General features: G+C 71.9%; 9 protein-coding genes and 2 pseudogenes. 6 read left to right on the top strand and 5 right to left on the bottom strand.

The window, feature by feature from the left end:
• Positions 1-215: 215 nt before the first annotated feature.
• Complete coding sequence (locus tag ACQKIP_RS19435; RefSeq protein WP_427743553.1) at positions 216-983, bottom strand: GntR family transcriptional regulator; 768 nt, start codon at positions 981-983, stop codon at positions 216-218.
• Positions 984-1,117: 134 nt separating this feature from the next.
• On the opposite strand from ACQKIP_RS19435, the gene ACQKIP_RS19430 reads away from it, so the two are divergent.
• Positions 1,118-1,969, top strand: coding sequence for a (2Fe-2S)-binding protein (locus ACQKIP_RS19430; RefSeq protein WP_427743551.1), 852 nt, complete (start codon positions 1,118-1,120; stop codon positions 1,967-1,969).
• 232 nt (positions 1,970-2,201) lie between these two features.
• Positions 2,202-3,260, top strand: a complete 1,059-nt coding sequence (locus ACQKIP_RS19425; protein WP_365866726.1) for a DUF2637 domain-containing protein — start codon at positions 2,202-2,204, stop codon at positions 3,258-3,260.
• 39 nt (positions 3,261-3,299) lie between these two features.
• On the opposite strand, the gene ACQKIP_RS19420 is transcribed toward ACQKIP_RS19425, so the two are convergent.
• Positions 3,300-3,782 (bottom strand): ATP-binding protein, encoded by a 483-nt coding sequence (locus ACQKIP_RS19420; RefSeq protein WP_365866725.1) that lies wholly within the window; start codon positions 3,780-3,782, stop codon positions 3,300-3,302.
• A 175-nt stretch (positions 3,783-3,957) separates the two neighbouring features.
• Between ACQKIP_RS19420 and ACQKIP_RS19415 the strand changes: the two genes are divergently transcribed.
• The gene (locus tag ACQKIP_RS19415) at positions 3,958-7,014 is read left to right on the top strand and encodes an alpha-mannosidase (RefSeq protein ID WP_365866724.1); all 3,057 of its coding nucleotides are present in this window, start codon (positions 3,958-3,960) and stop codon (positions 7,012-7,014) included.
• A 33-nt stretch (positions 7,015-7,047) separates the two neighbouring features.
• Here ACQKIP_RS19415 and ACQKIP_RS19410 read toward each other — a convergent pair whose 3' ends face one another.
• The 3 genes and pseudogenes from ACQKIP_RS19410 to ACQKIP_RS19400 form a co-directional block, all read right to left on the bottom strand.
• Positions 7,048-8,790 carry a pyruvate dehydrogenase gene (locus ACQKIP_RS19410; protein ID WP_365866722.1) on the bottom strand — a complete coding sequence of 581 codons (1,743 nt, stop codon included), beginning with the start codon at positions 8,788-8,790 and terminating at the stop codon, positions 7,048-7,050.
• Between the two features lie 63 nt (positions 8,791-8,853).
• Positions 8,854-10,932 carry a protein phosphatase 2C domain-containing protein gene (locus tag ACQKIP_RS19405; protein ID WP_365866720.1) on the bottom strand — a complete coding sequence of 693 codons (2,079 nt, stop codon included), beginning with the start codon at positions 10,930-10,932 and terminating at the stop codon, positions 8,854-8,856.
• Positions 10,933-11,062: 130 nt separating this feature from the next.
• A pseudogene (locus tag ACQKIP_RS19400) lies at positions 11,063-14,818 on the bottom strand (S8 family serine peptidase).
• A gap of 203 nt (positions 14,819-15,021) precedes the next feature.
• Between ACQKIP_RS19400 and ACQKIP_RS19395 the strand changes: the two are divergent.
• The 3 genes and pseudogenes from ACQKIP_RS19395 to ACQKIP_RS19385 all read left to right on the top strand — a co-directional run.
• Positions 15,022-16,005, top strand: a complete 984-nt coding sequence (locus ACQKIP_RS19395) for a helix-turn-helix transcriptional regulator (RefSeq protein ID WP_365866718.1) — start codon at positions 15,022-15,024, stop codon at positions 16,003-16,005.
• A gap of 94 nt (positions 16,006-16,099) precedes the next feature.
• Positions 16,100-16,582, top strand: a complete 483-nt coding sequence (locus ACQKIP_RS19390) for a DUF456 domain-containing protein (RefSeq protein WP_365866716.1) — start codon at positions 16,100-16,102, stop codon at positions 16,580-16,582.
• A gap of 148 nt (positions 16,583-16,730) precedes the next feature.
• Positions 16,731-17,627, top strand: a pseudogene (locus ACQKIP_RS19385) (glycosyl hydrolase family 95 catalytic domain-containing protein); the annotation flags it as partial.

Below are 17,627 nucleotides of genomic sequence, written 5' to 3'. Positions count from 1 at the left end.
AACAAAAACAAACACTTCCCGAAACTGTTGATAATAACAAAACCCCGTACACGATGTCCTCAATCGCCGGACGGGCTGAAAGATTCAGCCCGTCCGGCGATTGAGGACGAACTCGGCGAAGCCGGTGATGGCGGCGCGCATAAAGGCCCTCGCGCCGAGCGAGTTTTCGGGAAGGGGCGGGGTTGGGGACAAGCCCCGCAGGGACCGCCCGAACCTCAGCCCCCCGACCCCGCGAAGTGCTCCCGTACCAAGGTCTGGACGACCCCGAGGTCCTTGGCCACCAGCGCCTCCAGCAGAGCCATGTGCTCCGCCGCGTCAGCGACAAGATCCGCGCGCCGCCCGTGGACGGGACCGCTCACGAGGGGCCACTGGGACCGGCGGTGGAGATCATCCGCCACCTGCACCAGCTGCTGGTTCCCCGAAAGGGCGAGTACCGCCCCGTGAAAAGCGCGGTCCGCCTCCGCGTACCGGGCAAGATCGCCCCCCGCGGCAGCCACCGCACTGGCCTCAGCGAGAGGACGAAGCTCACACCAGCGCGCCGCGGGCACCGTACGGGCCAGCCGCAGCATCACCGGCACCTCGATCAGCGCCCGCACCTCCGCCAGCTCCCCCAGCTCGCGCGCGCTGCGCTCGGTGACCCGGAAGCCGCGGTTCGGCACGACCTCCACCGCCCCCTCGGTCGCCAGCTGCTGCATCGCCTCGCGCACGGGAGTCGCCGAGACCCCGAACCGCTCGCCGAGCGCGGGCGCCGAGTACACCTCGCCCGGCGCGAGCTCGCCCCCGACGAGCGCGGCCCGCAGGGCGTCGAGAATCTGACCGCGGACGGAGTTGCGCTGCACGGCCTTGCGGGGCGCGGGCAGCGACACCTGCCCGTGCGTGTGCTCGCCCCGGACCTGCGGCGACACCGGCGCCTGCGAGCCCCGCGGCTGCTCCGGCACACGGACGGCGAGGCGGTACGCGTCATGCGCTCTGGCCTGCTCCACGAGGTCCACCCCAAGTCCGCTCGGTCCGAAAGGTACGAGAGGCACCATAGGCGGACAGCCCCTCAGTTGAAACCTCGATCATTCCGGGTAAGGTTAGGCTTACCTGTAATCGATCGTGATTCGGTGGTTCCCTCATGCCCGTCCCCACCTTGGCCGAGCGCTCCCCGAGCGCCCTCGCGGACGCCTACGCCCGCCTCGCCGAAGTGTTCCCCGGACTGCGCGTGAGCGAGCTCGGCGACGACGAGCAGGCCCCACAGGGCGGCGGCTGGGTCACCGCCTCCCGGCTCGCGGAGGGCGGGGCCGGTCTCGACGCGTTCCTGGCGTGGGACGAGGCACAGGTACAGAAGGACTACGGCCAGGCAGGACGGCCGGACGTCATCGCCAGCTTCGCCCTGCACCGCTATGCCTGGCCGGCCACGCTGCTGTTCACCGTGCCGTGGTTCCTGCTGCGCAGGGTCCCCCGTTTCCCCGTACAGAACGTCTCGTACGAGCGCACCCTCGGCCGCCTGGCCGTCCGCAGCACGGGCTTCGCCTGCCTGCCCGACGACCCGGCCGCCACACTGCCCGGCGCACACGTCGTACCGGACGAGGAGGCGCTGCGCGCGGAGGTCCGGGGCGCCGTCGCCGAGCACCTGGGACCGCTCCTGGACGCCTTCGGGCCCCGGATGCGGCGCCGCTCGCGCGCCCTGTGGAGCCTGGCCACGGACGAGATCGTCGAGGGGCTCTGGTACATCGCGCACCTCCTGGGCGAGGAGGAGCGCGCCACGGCCGACCTGGAGCGGCTGCTGCCCGGCGCCACCAAGCCGTACGTGGGCACGGCGGGGTTCCGAGAGCTGACGGGTCCCAACGGCGAGTCGCTGCCGACGCGGGACCGCGCGAGCTGCTGCATGTTCTACACGCTGCGCCCCGAGGACACCTGCGTGACGTGCCCGCGCACCTGCGACGCGGACCGCATCGAGCGGCTGAGCGCCGCCGCCGCGGCCTGACCGGAGCCCCGCACCGGACCGAAACCGCAACCCCTCCCCCTTGAACCACCCTTTCGTGTCCGTTTAATCGAACTCAACTCCCAAAGCGCTGCGCTGAGTTCGAGCAAAACGGCGCGCGCCACACCCCTTTGCACCCCCCTTGGCGTTCTCTTGCCCGGAAACCCTTCTGAGGGCCATCGGGATTGGGTCAATATGGCGCCCGAACGCCCTACCGCGACGCAAGGGACCCCAGATGAGACTGACCGACATATCGCTGGACTGGCTGCTTCCGGGCTGCGTCCTGCTCCTGGGCATGCTGGTGGCGGTGGCGGTACTCGCACGCGGCAAGCGCGCCGGCCAGAAGGCGGCCGCCGGTGCCACCGGCGACGACTCATGGGAACGCAGCGAGGAGCGCCGCAGGCGCAAGGAGGCCATCTACGGATCGGCCTCGTACGTTCTGTTGTTCTGCTGTGCGGCGGTCGCCGCCGCACTCTCCTTCCACGGTCTGGTCGGCTTCGGCCGGCAGAACCTCAACCTCACCGGCGGCTGGGAGTACCTGGTCCCGTTCGGGCTCGACGGCGCGGCGATGTTCTGCTCCGTGCTCGCCGTGCGCGAGGCCAGCCACGGCGACGCGGCCCTCGGCTCGCGGCTCCTGGTGTGGACGTTCGCGGGAGCGGCCGCCTGGTTCAACTGGGTGCACGCGCCCAGGGGCCTGGGCCACGCGGGTGCCCCGCAGTTCTTCGCCGGGATGTCGCTGTCGGCCGCGGTGCTCTTCGACCGCGCGCTGAAGCAGACACGCCGTGCGGCGCTGCGTGAGCAGGGTCTGGTGCCGCGGCCGTTGCCGCAGATCCGGATCGTGCGGTGGCTGCGTGCCCCGCGGGAGACCTTCGGCGCCTGGTCGCTGATGCTCCTCGAAGGCGTCCGCAGCCTGGACGAGGCGGTCGAGGAGGTCCGCGAGGACCGGCGTGAGAAGGAGCAGAACCGGACCCGCAGGCGGGACCGGGAGAAGCTGGAGCGTGCACAGCTCAAGGCGATCAGCAGGGGCCATCGCGGCCTTCCGACTCGCGGCGGTGCACGGCAGGTCGACCTGCCGGCCGTCGCCCCGGCCGGGGGGTCCGCGCAAGTCACCGCGGACCCTGCCATAGCAACGCAGGAACAGCTGCCGCTGCGCTCCCGTCCCTCCCTCCAGGCCGTGAAGAACGGCTCTGAACCCGTCACCGTCGACCTCACCGCCGAGGACGACACCCAGACGCTGCCACGGCTCGACTCCCTTGAGCAGAAGCTCAAGGATCTGGAGCAACAGTTCGGCTGATGTCAGCAGCGCAGGACGGGATGCGGTCGGCGGTCCGGCTCAGGCCGGGCCGCCGTCCAGTTCGAACCACACCGCCTTTCCGACCCCGTGCGCCCGCACGCCCCACGCGTCGGAGAGGGACTGCACGAGCATCAGTCCCCGGCCGTGCGTACTGTCGTCGGCGTTCGGCACGCTCAGTTTCGGGCGGCGCCCGACGAAGTCCCTGACCTCGACCCGCAGCCTGCCCGGCCGCAGGGTCGCCGTCAGGATGGCGTCACGGTCGGTGTGCACCAGTGCGTTCGTGACCAGTTCGCTGGTCAGCAGTTCCGCTATCTCGGATTCTCCAGGCCTCCCCCAGGACCGGAGCAGTTCGCGCAGCGCTCCCCTGACTTCGGGAACCGCGCGCAGGTCGGATCGCCCCAATCTGCGCCGGAGCTGAGCCCGGTCGGACTCGTCCGGCTTGTCGTCGGTCGGCTCATCCCTTGCGTTCGGCGAGGAGGTCCCGAGATGAAGGGGACCGCCCCCTCTTACTTGCCTTGTCATGATCCCCGCCCACAAAAAGAGTCAATTCCTCCCTGCTCGAACACGTTCACGGAATGCATGCCCCACCCCGTTGGCGGCACTCATGTCCATTCCTCAACCATTGGGGCGGGTGCACCCCGGCCAGTCGGGGAAGTGAAGCCGGTGGACCGTTTCTGCTTCACCCCGAGGAGCCGCCGTGCACGACGACCGACTGCTGGTGGAGGGACGCCTGGAGCGCGCCCTGCGGCAGTTCATCCGCCCCGCCCAGTACACGGACCGTGTGCCGCTCGCCCTCTCCGTCTGGCACGCGCCGGGTGAACCCGTCCCCGTCGCCGAGGCCCTCGACGCCTCGTACGCGCCCTTCGAGGCGGGCACGGCCTGGGGAAAACCCTGGTCAACCAGTTGGTTCCGGCTGCGCGGCCAGGTGCCCGACGCCTGGCGCGGGCGGCATGTCGAGGTGGTCATCGACCCCGGCTTCACCGGCGAGGGGCCCGGCTTCCAGGCGGAGGGTCTGGTGTACGACGCGTCGGGCATCCCCATCAAGGGCATTCACCCCCGCAACCGGCACATTCCGGTGGCAGCTGCCGCGCAGGGCGGTGAGCCGGTGCACCTCCTCCTGGAGGCTGCGGCCAATCCGACCGTTCTGCACGACTTCGAACCGACACCCCTGGGCGACGTACTGACCGCCGGTGATGGCCCCATCTACCGATTCGCGTCTGCCGACGTCGCCGTACTGGACGAGGACGTCTGGCAGTTGACCCTGGACATCGAGGTCCTCTCCGAGCTCATGTATGAACTGGACGCCGCCCGTCCGCGGCGCCACGAGATTCTGCGCGCCCTGGAGCGAGCGCTCGACGCACTCGATCTGCACGACGTGCCGGGCACGGCGGCAGCGGCCCGCGCCGAGCTCGCGGAGGTCCTCGCGAGCCCCGCACACGCCAGCGCGCACCGGGTCTCGGCCACCGGGCACGCCCATATCGACTCGGCGTGGCTGTGGCCGCTGCGCGAGACGGTGCGCAAGGCGTCGCGCACCTTTGCCAATGTGACGGCTCTCGCAAAGGACTATCCCGAGCTGGTCTTCGCCTGTTCGCAGGCCCAGCAGTACGCCTGGGTCAAGGAGCACCAGCCGCACATCTGGGAGCGCATCAAGAAGGCCGTCGCCGACGGAACATGGGCGCCGGTGGGCTCCATGTGGGTCGAGTCGGACGCCAACATGCCGGGCGGCGAGGCCCTCGCCCGGCAGATCACGCACGGGATGCGGTTCTTCCGCGAGGAGCTGGGAGTGGAGACGGAGGAGATCTGGCTGCCGGACTCCTTCGGCTACACGGCGGCCTTCCCGCAGCTGGCGAAGCTCGCGGGCGTCCGCTGGTTCCTCACGCAGAAGCTGAGCTGGAACCAGTCCAACAAGATGCCGCACCACACCTTCTGGTGGGAGGGCATCGACGGCACCCGCGTCTTCACGCACTTCCCTCCGGTGGACACCTACAACTCCCAGTTCCACGGCGCCGAACTCGCTCACGCGGAGAAGAACTTCACCGAAAAGGGCCGCGCGTCCCACTCCCTGGTCCCGTTCGGCTGGGGCGACGGCGGTGGCGGCCCGACGCGCGAAATGCTGGAGAAGGCGCGTCGGCTACGGTCCCTCGAGGGTTCGCCACGGGTCGAGATCGTCAAGCCGTCGAAGTTCTTCGCCGCCGCCGAGGAGGAGTACGGGGCCAAGGCCCCCGTCTGGTCCGGCGAGCTCTATCTGGAGCTGCACCGCGCCACGTACACCTCGCAGGCCGCCACCAAGCGCGGCAACCGCCGCACCGAACACGCGCTGCGCGAGGCCGAGTTGTGGTGCACGGCCGCGGCGGTGCGCGATCCCGCGTACGTCTACCCCTACGCGACCCTCGACCGGCTGTGGAAGACCGTGCTCCTGCACCAGTTCCACGACATCCTGCCGGGCTCGTCGATCGCCTGGGTGCACCGCGAGGCCCGCGACACGTACGCGCGCGTGCTCGCCGAGCTCGACGAGGTCACCGCGGCGGCGATCCGATCCCTGGGTCCCGGCGGGCCCGCCGCGCTCAACGCGTCGCCGTACGCGCGCAGCGAGGTCGTCACGGCCGACGACGGCTCTCTGGTGCACGTCCATGTCCCGGCCCTGGGGAGCAAGAGCCTGGACGAGGCCGCCTCGTACACGCGGGAGACCGGGGCGACCGCGCTGCTCGCCGACGGCGAGATCCAGTTGCTGAACGAGCATCTGCGCGTGGCCATCGACACGGACGGCCTGCTGACCTCCGTGCACGACATCGACGCGCAGCGCGAGGTCCTGTCCCCCGGTTCGCGCGGCAACCTCCTCCAGCTGCATCCGGACCACCCCACGCACTACGACGCATGGGACCTCGACAAGCACTACCGCAACACGCACACCGACCTGACGGACGCCGAGTCCGTGGAGCTGGTCGAGGACGGGCCGCTGCGCGTCGCCGTCCGTGTGGTGCGGGCCTTCGGGAACTCGCGGATCACCCAGGAGATCCGGCTCGCGGCGGGCAGCCGCCGTATCGACGTCGTCACGGAGGTCGACTGGCGCGAGTCGGAGAAGGTGCTCAAGGCCGCCTTCCCGCTGGACGTGCACGCCGAACGGTCCGCCGCCGAGATCCAGTTCGGGCACGTGCACCGCTCCACGCACGCCAACACCGGCTGGGACGCGGCCCGTTTCGAGATCTGCGCGCATCGCTGGCTGCGGGTGGCCGAGGAGGCGTACGGCGTGGCGGTGCTCAACGACTCGACGTACGGCCATGACGTGACGCGCGCGCCGCACGGCGAGGGGCTCGGCACCACCGTGCGGCTCACGCTGCTGCGCGCCCCGCACAGCCCGGACCCCCAGACGGATCTGGGCGTGCACCGGTTCACGTACGCGCTGCTTCCCGGCGCGACGACGGGCGACGCGGTCGCGGAGGGGCTCGCGCTCAACCTGCCGCTGCGGGTGGCCGACGCGCCCGTGCTGCCCTCCTTGGTGAGCGTCGACAACCCGGCGGTGACCGTGGAGTCGGTGAAGCTCGCGGACGACGGCAGCGGCGATGTCGTGGTGCGGCTCTACGAATCGCGCGGCGGGCGCGCGGCGGCCGTGCTCACCACGTCGTTCGCGGTGCGCACGGCCGAGGTGACCGACCTTCTGGAGCGTCCGCTGGAGGCGGCCCACACCGACGGCGAGGGTCTCGTGCTCGCGCTGCGTCCGTTCCAGATCCTGACGCTCAGGCTGCGACCGGCCTGAGCGGCCCGGGCAGCCGGGCGGCCTGATCCGCCGTCAGGGGCGTGGCACGTTCCGCAGGTTGGAGCGTGCCATCTGGAGCATGCGGCCGACCCCGCCGTCCAGGACGATCTTGCTGGCGGAGAGCGCGAAGCCGGTCACCATCTCGGAGCTGATCTTGGGCGGGATGGAGAGGGCGTTCGGGTCCGTGACGATGTCGACGAGGGCGGGGCCCTTGTGCGCGAAGGCGTCCTTCAGGGCGCCGACGAGCTGCTTGGGCTTCTCGACGCGCACTCCGTAGGCACCGGCGGCGCGGGCCACTGCGGCGAAGTCGGGGTTGTGGTTGGCCGTGCCGAACGACGGGAGCCCGGCCACCAGCATCTCCAACTCGACCATGCCCAGGGCGGAGTTGTTGAAGAGGACGACCTTCACCGGCAGGTCGTACTGGACGAGGGTGAGGAAGTCGCCCATCAGCATGGAGAATCCGCCGTCGCCCGACATCGAGACGACCTGCCGTTTGCGGTCGGTGAACTGGGCGCCGATCGCCTGCGGCAGGGCGTTGGCCATCGAGCCGTGGCTGAAGGAGCCGATGATGCGGCGCTTGCCGTTCGGGGAGATGTAGCGGGCGGCCCAGACGTTGCACATGCCCGTGTCGACGGTGAACACCGCGTCTTCGGCGGCGAGTTCGTCGACCACGGACGCCACGTACTCGGGGTGGATCGGGATGTGCTTGTCGACCTTGCGCGTATAGGCCTTGACGACGCCTTCGAGCGCGTCCGCGTGCTTCTTGAGCATCTTGTCGAGGAACTTGCGGCTCGTCTTGGGCGTGACGCGCGGGGTGAGACAGCGCAGGGTCTCGCGCACGTCGCCCCAGACGGCGAGGTCCAGCTTGGAGCGGCGGCCGAGGCGTTCGGGGCGCACGTCGACCTGGGCGATCTTCACGTCGTCGGGCAGGAAGGCGTTGTACGGGAAGTCGGTGCCGAGCAGGATGAGCAGATCGCACTCGTGGGTGGCCTCGTACGCGGCGCCGTAGCCGAGCAGACCGCTCATGCCGACGTCGTACGGGTTGTCGTACTGGATCCATTCCTTGCCGCGCAGGGCGTGGCCCACCGGCGACTTGATCTTCTCGGCGAACTCCATGACCTCGGCGTGCGCACCCGCCGTGCCGCTGCCGCAGAAGAGGGTGACCCGGTCGGCCTCGTCGATCATCGCGGCGAGCTTGTCGATCTCCGCGTCGCCCGGCCGCACGGAGGGGCGCGAGGTGACGAGGGCGGTCTCGACGGCCTTCTCCGGGGCCGGCTCGTCGGCGATGTCCCCCGGCAGGGTGACGACGCTGACGCCGGACTGCCCGATCGCGTGCTGGATGGCGCTCTGGAGCAGGCGCGGCATCTGCTTCGGGCTGGAGATCATCTCGCTGTAGTGGCTGCACTCCTGGAAGAGCCGGTCGGGGTGGGTCTCCTGGAAGAAGGAGAGCCCGATCTCGCTCGACGGGATGTGCGAGGCGAGGGCGAGGACGGGCGCCATGGAGCGGTGGGCGTCGTAGAGGCCGTTGATCAGGTGGAGGTTGCCGGGGCCGCAGGAACCGGCGCAGACGGCGAGGCTGCCGGTGATCTGCGCCTCGGCACCGGCCGCGAAGGCGGCGGTCTCCTCGTGCCTGACCTGCACCCAGTCGATGCCCTTGGTGCGCCTGATCGCGTCCACGACCGGGTTGAGGCTGTCGCCCACGACTCCGTACATGCGGCGCACACCGGCGCGGTGGAGGATGTCGACGAACTGTTCGGCGACGTTCTGCTTGGCCATGGCTTCACGAACCCTTCAGTCCCCTTGATTCTCTTGGGGTCCATGAAGTCACAGTGAGGGCGCTCACGCCTCCCAAACGGCGGCTGCCGTTCGGTCGTCCGCGTACCCCTTCACCCGGACCTGGATGTCCGCGAGGAAGGGGACGAGGCCCGGCGGGCCGCTCTTGGCCCACCGCTGCGTGAGGTGCGCGGCGAACTCGGGCTCGCCGCTCAGGGGCTCGGCGAGGCCGCCGCTGCAGAGCAGCAGGGCATCACCCGGGCGGGCTACGGAGGCACGGAAGCGGAAGGGCTCGCGCGGCGGGGGCTCGGGGGCGGGCTCGTACGGGCTCGGGGGCGTGATGATCCCCATGTCCATGGTGAGCCGGTCGCCCTCCGGGGTCTGCGGCGGCACGGACCCGAACCCCACCACGGGCGGCCCGGTGTCGCCCGCGGTGTCGCTGACGCGCGGTTCGATGTCCTGGAAGGCGCCGTCCCGCAGCCGGAAGAGCCCGCCGCTCCCGACGCCGAAGAAGACGCGGGTGCGGCATTCGGGGTCGGCGGGCAGGAGCAGGCAGCGCAGGGACGCGGCGTACTCCTCGGGCTCGATGCCCAGGTCGGCGGCGTGCGCGCGGAGCTTGCCGAGGCTGCGGTCGGTGAGCCGGTGCAGGCCGCTCTTGAGGTCCCCGCGCCGCCCGGCCCGGATGTCCTCGGACAGCCGCTGATGGCTGCGGCCCACGGCCCGCCCGATCCAGGCGCAGGCCTCGGCGGCGGCGCGATGGGCTCCCGGGGTGGCCCGCGCGCCGGTGGCCATCGCCACCAGGACGAGAGCGCTGTCCCCCGTCCCGAACCGCGCGGTGAGCAGCGAGTCCCGCCGTGGCTCGCCCCGGTAGCGCGCGGAGTCCCCGCGCACGGAGACGGCCCGCAGCGTGGAGGTGCCGTACCGGGCGCCGTCGAGCACGGTGTCGGCGACCAGATCGCCGAGGTCATCGGGGTCGGCGGCGGGCAGGACGGTGGGCTCGGCGTCGTAGGTGGGCGGGCCGTCGCCCACGTACGGGACGGCGTCCGCGGGTGCCGGCGTGACGGTCGGCTCCGGGGCCGGGGCGGGCGCCTGCGGGTCCGGGACCGCGGATTCCTCGGGCGCACGGGGCGCGGGGACGGCGGTCGTGCGGCTCGGGTCACCGGAGGGCTTGGCGGGCCCCGCCGGGAAAGTGACCGGCCCGGCGGGCGCGGCGGCGGGCTCCCAGGGGGCGGCCGCCGGGCGGAAGCGGGCGGCGGCGGGCGGCTCGTGGGCCGGCGCCGGTGGCTCGCGCGGCGGGAACGGCTCCCTCGGCGCGGATTCGACGTCACCCCCGGGCGCCGGGGCGGTGGGCTCCCGCGGGGCGGTGGGCGAAGGCCGGTGGGCAGGCGCCGGTCCGGGCGGCGCCGGTGGCACGCGCGGCGCGGGGCCGGCGTCACCCGGAGCTGCGGGGGCGGAGGGCTCGCGCGGGGCGGGGTAAGCATCACCCGGAACCGCCGGGGCGGAGGGCTCGCGCGGCGCGGAGTATGCATCACCCGGAACCGCCGGGGCGGTGGGCTCCTGCGGCGCGGGGTAAGCATCAGCCGGAGCTGCGGGGGCGGACGGCTCCCGCGGGGCGGGGTAAGCATCACCCGGAACCGCCGGAGCGGACGGCTCCCGCGGGGCGGTGGGCGCAGACTCGTACGCCGGTGGCGGTCCGGGCGGCGTAGACGGCTCGCGCGGCGCGGGGTAAGCGTCACCCGGAGCCGCGGGGGCGGACGGCTCCCGCGGGGCGGTGGGCGCAGACTCGTACGCCGGTGGCGGTCCGGGCGGCGTAGATGGCTCGTGCGGTGCGGGGGCCGGCGTCCGCGGTGAGGGGTTCCTCGTGGCGCCCGGCGCGCCCCGCCGGTCCGTGAAATCCGGGGGCAGCGGCTCCGGGTCGGGGAAGCGGCCGGGGAGCGGGGCCGTCTCTTCCGCGCCCCCGCCCGCGGGAGAGGGCTCAGCCACGCCTTCGCCCGCCGCCGCGGAAACCGCCGAGGCGAACCTGTCGTCGAGGCTGTCGGCCACCTCGGCGGGACCTGTGTCATGAGCGGAGTCGTCGTACAGCTGACCCCACCAGTCGTCCTCCTGGCCGGAGGCCCCGTCGTGCCTCTCCCCCTGCTGGCTCATGCCCCTATTGTCCACCGCAAAGGCCGTACGAAAACGGTGCATCCGGAAATTCCGGCCGCCGGAAGAGTGATGCAAGGCCGCCGGGCGGGCCCACCCCCCACGGGAGGACCGCCCGGCGGTGTCTGTGTGTTTATCGCACGTCGTAGGCGCGGGCCACTGTCTGAGTGACGGAACTTCCGTTCGCATCCGTCAGTCGCGTCCTGAGCCAGACCTGCTTCCCCGAGGCGCCCGCATGATGCACGGTGGCGGTCCACTTCCCCTTGGCGGCGGACGTCTTCGCCTCGGTCCAGGTCTTGCCCTCGTCGTACGAGTAGGACAGCGCCGCCGACTTGAGCGCGCCGGGCTTGTAGCCGGCGTGCCCGGTCGCCGTAAGCCCGATCCGCTGGCCGTCCTTCGCGGCCAGGGTCTTCATGCCGTCCTCCGGCAGGTCGTAGCGCGGGAACAGCATCGGGATCCCCTGCGAGTACGCCTCCTCGTCGAGGTGCGAGCGGAACCCCCACGTGGTCTGCGTCTCCACGGACCGGTTCCAGACCTTCGAGCCGATCTTCCGGGTGCTCAGGGTGAGTTCGTACGCGGAGTCCTCCGCGGGCACGGAGAAGACCCCGGACGGCCAGCCGGACTCACCGACGACCTCGCCGTTCCGCTCCAGCCGGACACTGCCGATGTCACCGAACCCGCCCTGGATTCCGGCATGTTCGCTGTCGCCCCAGAATCCCGGTGCGACACCGATCAGATTGCCCTGCCTCTCCCCGGCGAGCGCGAGCCCGCCTTCGGCATCACGCGGCGCCGCGGGGGTCAGCACTCCCTCGTACCACTTCTCGGCACGCCGCTCCCCCTTCTCGTACGTCCGCACCGGGTCGATCATGAACTCCCCGAACGGGAAGCTGCTGGACACCTGGTGGCCCCAGCCTGTCGTGCCCGCCGAGTAGTACTCGGTGCGCTTGCCGGGGGCCGGGACCGACTCGATGTCGGCGAAGTAGACCTCGAGGCCCGAGGGGCGGACGGCGGACGGCAGGTCCACGTAGTCCGTGGCGGTGCCCATCGCGCGGTACTCCGCCTCGTTCGCGGCGAGGTCCTTGTCCCGCACCCGGTAGGTGCGGTCGTCGCGGATCTGGCCGGTCTCGGGGAAGGCGAGGTTGTAGACGTAAGGGCTCTTGGCCGTGCCCTTCCACTTCAACTCGACCCTTCCGCTGCCCAGTTGAGCGAGCAGTGAAGCCGCCTCGCCCGGCTGGATGCCGAGGACAGGGAGCGGGGAGCCGTTCAGGCCGACCGAGGGGTACCAGCGGCCCGGCGCCGTGCGGTGGGCGATGACGGCGACCGCGCCGGCTTCCTTAGCGTCCCTGGCGATGCTGGCGGCACCACCGCCGTCCGGCATCTTGACGAGGGTGATCTTGCCCTTGACCCCGGCGGCCGCCAGCTCGTCCGGGCTGCCCGACTTGGCGTCCACGAGAGCCGCTCTGCCCTTGCCGTCGAGGTTGGCCGAGCCGGTGGACGCGGTCATGGGGTGCAGTGACTTGCCGCCCACGACAGCGAGTTCGGAGAGCAGGGGTGCCGCCGCACGCCAGTAGCTGCCGGACTCGAAGGTGCCGTCGGTGGCCTTGCCCTCCACGGACTGGTAGAAGCCGCGGATGCTGCGCGGGCCAGCAGCCGTGCCCGCGTGCAGCCAGTGATCGGCGCCCCAGGTGCGGGCGAAACCGAGGGTGGCGCCGCGCACTTCGGATTCCTTGTCCGTCTTCACGGTGAGGCGGTGCGCCGTGCGGGCGTCGAGCGTGACGGTCATGTCCTTCTTGACCTCGACCTGGGGCCGGGCCAGGTGCGTGAGCGAGTCGGTCAGCGTGCCGCCGTCCGCGTCGGGCGTCGCGACGAAGCCGGTCAGGAAGTAGGCGCCGGGGCGCACTTGGTACGTCTGGTCGTTCGCGCCCTCGTTGAAGCGCCGCTCACCGCTGGCGTCGTCGGTGCCGATGAGGTCGACGGACGAGGGGCCCGCGGCGGGCTTTCCGGCGCGGTCGACGAGCTTCACGCGGAGGCTGACGGTCTTCGGTTGCACGTACAGGGAGAAGGGCGTGGAGACGGCGACGCCCCCGTCGGCCTTCGCCAGGACGCGGCCGGTCACGTCGCCGTACTGGGCGCGCTCAAGGTCGGCATGCGGGTCCAGCTTGAGCGGGACCTCGACCGTGGCACCGGCCGGGACCTTCACGGAGCGTTCGCCGAGCTCGGCGATGCCCGAGCGCACGGCAGAACCGTCGTTGCCGGTGACACCCTGGACGGACAGCTTCAACTCCACCGTCTTGCCGGTGGTGTTGGTGTAAGGAACGTCGACCGTCGTACGGTCCGAGTCGTCCTGCGGCCAGCCGAAGCTGCCGCCCTGCACGGCCGGGGAGCCGAGCACCTTCTGGTCGACGGCCGCCTTCACGTCGAGCCGCCCGCCGCCGGTCTCGGTCACGTCACCGGGGATGCCGCTGTCCGCCGACGACACGAGGGCCGACTTGATCTGCTGCGCGTTCCACTCCGGGTGGCGCTGCTTGACCAGGGCGGCGGCGCCCGCGACGTGCGGGGCGGCCATCGACGTACCGCTCATGGACTGGTAGGCGTAGACGCCCCTGCCGCCCGCAGCGGCGGCGGAGATACCGACTCCGGGCGCGGCGATCTCCGGCTTGAGGGTGTGCGAGCCGTACGCGGGCCCCCGGCTGGAGAAGGAGGCCGTCGAGTCGTCGCGGTCGACGGCGCCGACGGTCAGGACGCCGGGCGCGCAGCCGGGCGAGGACACGGAGTTGAGGCCGGGCCCCGTATTTCCGGCGGCCAGGACGAAGAGGGTGTTCGTGCTCGACTGCGCGAGTTCCTGCGTGGCGGTGCTCATCGGGTCCGTGCAGTCGGTCCGTGCCGGGTTGCCCAGGCTCATGGAGACGACGTCGGCCTTCTAGTCGACGGCCCACTGCATGCCCGCGATGATCCACGAAGTGGCGCCGGAGCCGCTGTCATTGAGGACCTTGCCGTGCAGCAGTCCGGCGCCGGGCGCCACGCCCTTCTTCTTGCCGCCGCTCGCCGCGCCGGTGCCGCCGACGGTGGAGGTGGTGTGGGTGCCGTGGCCCTGGCGGTCCTCGTTGCCCGGGGAGTCGGTGAAGTTCTTCGTCGCGCCGATGCGGCCCTTCAGGTCGGGGTGTTCGGCGTCGGCGCCGGTGTCGAGCACGGCGACCTTGGTGCCCTTGCCGTCGTAGCCCGCGGCCCAGGCCTCGGGGGCGTGCACCTGCTTCGTCGACCGGTCGAGGGTGGCCTCGACCTTGGCGTCGAGCCAGAGCTTCGTCAGGTCGGACGCTGCACGGGACTTCGGCGATGTGATGTCCGCCCAGAAGTCGGCGGCCTTCTTCTTGTCGGCCTTCAGCGCGACGCCGTCGACGGGTTCGAGCACGAGTCCCCGCTCGGCGCCGCGCGGAGCGGCGGGCACCTTGCGCGCGACGTCGACGGACTTGTCGTACACGGCGATCAGGGGAAGCTGCTCGGCGTGCGCGTCGTCGTAGCCCTGGCGGACGAGCCCGGTGACATTGAAGAGTTCCTCGTCGGCCTTGCCCGCGGCGATCGCGTGGACGGCGCCCTCGGGGTAGACGTACAGGTCCTTGCCCGATTGCCTGGTCTGGATGAGCGGCACCGTGCCGTCGGCGCCGGGCAGCGCGGTCGCGCCCGCACGGTCCTTGCCGTCGCTCGTCACGAGGATGCGGTCGCCGGTGACGAGGGTGACCACGGAGCTCCCCTCGCCCCGCGGGGCACCTCCCACCAGCGGACTCGTGTCCGCGGCCGGCGTGCGCGGCTCGGCCGTGGACGGGACGGCCGCGGTGACGGCCAGGACGGCGGCGGACGCCGCCACCAAGGCCGTACGCGATATCGGGCGCATCGCTCTCCCCAGGGTTGTCGGGCATGCGGAACCACAGCCGAAATCCGACCAAAGGGCGTATTCGCGGCTGCCGTTGGTGCTGCGGTGGCGTCACCTTGGCAGAGAGACGGGGGGTGCGGGGATGATGTCCGGGGGCGGGTTTACGCCGTGGCTCTTTTCCGCCAGGGCGCCGTCGGAACGCATCCCGGGGAGGACGTCGCCGCATGCTGGCCGCGATAGGACTGGACGAGACGCACGAATCGGCGTACCGCGCGCTCGTGGCGGTGGGCGCCGCCGACGTGCCCGATCTCGCGCGGCGGCTCTCGCTGGGCGAGCCGGAGACGGTACGTGCGCTGCGCCGCCTGGAGCTGGCAGGACTCGCGGCCCAGGCGTCCGGCAAGGCGGGCCGGTGGGTGGCGGCTCCGCCGGGGGTCGCGCTCGGCGCGCTCCTGACCCAGCAGCGGCACGAACTGGAGAAGGCGGAGCTCGCGGCGAAGCTGCTCGCCGAGGAGTACCGCGCGCAGGCCGCCGAGCCCGCGGTGCACGACCTGGTCGAGGTGGTCACCGGCGCCGGCGCGGTCTCGCAGCGCTTCCTCCAGCTCCAGCTGGGCGCGAGCACCGAGGTGTGCGCCCTGGTGACCGGCAACCCCGTGGCGATCACCGGCATGGAGAACAACGCCGAGGAGCAGGCCGCGGGCCGGGGCGTCAGCTATCGCGTGGTGGTCGAGCGCTCCGTGCTCGCGCTCCCCACCGGCCTCCTGGAACTGGCGACGGCGATCGGCCGCAACGAACAGGTCCGCGTCGTGGACCGCGTCCCGACGAAGCTGGTGATCGCCGACGGCTCCCTCGCGATGGTGCCGCTGACCTCGCGCAGGGCGGAGCCCGCCGCGCTCGTGGTGCACGCGAGCGGCCTGCTCGAATCCCTGTCCGGGCTCTTCGAGGCGGTGTGGCGCGACGCGCTGCCGCTGCGGCTCGGCGAGAGCGGCCGCTCGGTCACCGAGGACGCCCCCGACGGGCCGGACGGCGCGGACCTGGAGATCCTTTCGCTGCTTCTCGCGGGCCTGACGGACGCAAGCGTGGCCAAACAGCTCGACCTGGGCCTGCGGACGGTGCAGCGTCGGGTCAAGCGCCTGATGGAGCTGACGGGCGTGACGACGCGGCTGCAACTGGGGTGGCACGCGTACGAGCGGGGCTGGGTGGCGCGCTGACCCCGCCGCGTCCTGGCAGGGCGGGGCCCGTCCCGGCACCGCCGGGGCTGACGCGCGACCTGCGGTTTTGCCCCGGTTCCGGCACCCTTGACAGATGGGAGCCTGGGAACTCCTGCTGGTCGGAGTGGTGCTGCTGCTCGGTATCGGCGGAGTGCTTGTGCCCGGTGTGCCGGGGCCGTGGCTGGTGTGGGCCGCGGTGCTGTGGTGGGCGCTGCAGGACCCGGAGCCGCTGTCCTGGTGGGTCCTGGTCGGCGCGTCCGTCGTGCTGCTCATGGCGCAGGGCGCCCGCTGGCTGCTGCCTCCGCGACGCCTCCGGGAGAGCGGCGCCACGCGCCGGACGGCCGTGTACGCGGGGGCCGGGGCCCTGGTGGGGTTCTGCGTGTTGCCGGTGATCGGGTCGCTGCCGGGTTTCATCGGAGGGATCTACCTGGCCGAGCGGCTGCGGCTGGGCAGGCACGGGGAGGCGGCGGCGGCGACGCGGACGGCCATGCGGGCGGGCGGCTGGAGCGTCCTGACGGAACTGTTCGCGTGCCTGCTGATCGCGGGGGCGTGGCTGGGGGCCGTGATCTGGGGTTGAGCCATCGGATCTTTCCCGACTCATTGACGTAATGGCGCACCCTCTCTAGCTTTCAGCGAGGTAAAGCTCCGATGACTCGCTGGCTCGACTTGCCCGACTGACTGTCTCGACGTGCGGTCCGACTCGACTTGCAACCTGGGGAGACGCGATGCCAAGACCGTCCAGAAGAACCGTGCTCGCCACCGGATCGGCGGTCGGCGGCGCGCTGCTGGCCGGCGGCCTGCCCGCACAGGCCACCGCCGCGCCGGGCGGAGCCACCGCCGCGCCCCGCGGCACGGTGGACGTCAGCACACCCGGCGACCCCTGGCGCGCCGTCCTCGACGACGCCGACCTGATCTGGCAGAAGCTGCCGAAGACCTGGTACGAGGGCCCCTACCTCGGCAACGGCTTCCTCGGCTCGGGCATCTACGCCGAACCCGGCACGCAGCCGGACGGCGGCCCCACGGCCCTGCGCTTCAACATCCAGCACTCCGAGGTACAGGACCACCGCCCCGAGTTCGGCTCCCTCTTCGGCCTGGCACGCCTGCCGATCGGCCACTTCACCCTGGAGCCCGTCGGCAGGATCACCGGCATCGACTGGCGCCTGCGGCTGCGCGACGCCGAACTGACCGGCACGCTCACCACGGACAAGGGCACCCTCAGGCTCCGCGCGCAGGTGCACAACACGCGCTCCGTCCTGGCCGTCGAGGTCACTGCCAGCGCGGGCGAGCGCGGCTTCCGCTGGGTGTTCCACCCCGCGGAGGCGATCAGCCCGCGCGCCGCCTTCAAACCGCTGCCGGAGGGGTACGGGGGCAACCCGCCCGCCGAGGTCGGGGAGCACGACGGCGTGACGGCCGCCGTACAGCCGCTGCTCGCCGGCGGGCAGCACGTCACCGCGTGGCGGGAGCGGACGCGGGGCGGGGCGCGGACGCTGTACGTGCATGTGGCGCACTCGCATCCGAAGGCCACGGCCCGCGACCGTGCGGTGCGCGCGGTGCAAAGCGCGGCGGCCCTCTCGTACGACGGGCTCGCGGCATCGCACAGGGCGTGGTGGCACGCGTACTAC

Origin of the sequence: Streptomyces sp. NPDC059900, assembly GCF_050270335.1 — a bacterium.
Classification (GTDB): domain Bacteria; phylum Actinomycetota; class Actinomycetes; order Streptomycetales; family Streptomycetaceae; genus Streptomyces.
The sequence above is the reverse complement of the archived record's forward strand: the minus strand, read 5'-3'. Positions and strand labels throughout refer to the sequence as shown.

Coding starts and splice junctions, on each gene's coding strand:
- ACQKIP_RS19430 (WP_427743551.1), top strand. CDS start 1,118: ATGCCCGTCCCCACCTTGGCCGAGCGCTCCCCGAGCGCCCTCGCGGAC.
- ACQKIP_RS19425 (WP_365866726.1), top strand. CDS start 2,202: ATGAGACTGACCGACATATCGCTGGACTGGCTGCTTCCGGGCTGCGTC.
- ACQKIP_RS19420 (WP_365866725.1), bottom strand. CDS start 3,782: ATGACAAGGCAAGTAAGAGGGGGCGGTCCCCTTCATCTCGGGACCTCC.
- ACQKIP_RS19410 (WP_365866722.1), bottom strand. CDS start 8,790: ATGGCCAAGCAGAACGTCGCCGAACAGTTCGTCGACATCCTCCACCGC.
- ACQKIP_RS19405 (WP_365866720.1), bottom strand. CDS start 10,932: ATGAGCCAGCAGGGGGAGAGGCACGACGGGGCCTCCGGCCAGGAGGAC.
- ACQKIP_RS19395 (WP_365866718.1), top strand. CDS start 15,022: ATGCTGGCCGCGATAGGACTGGACGAGACGCACGAATCGGCGTACCGC.
- ACQKIP_RS19390 (WP_365866716.1), top strand. CDS start 16,100: ATGGGAGCCTGGGAACTCCTGCTGGTCGGAGTGGTGCTGCTGCTCGGT.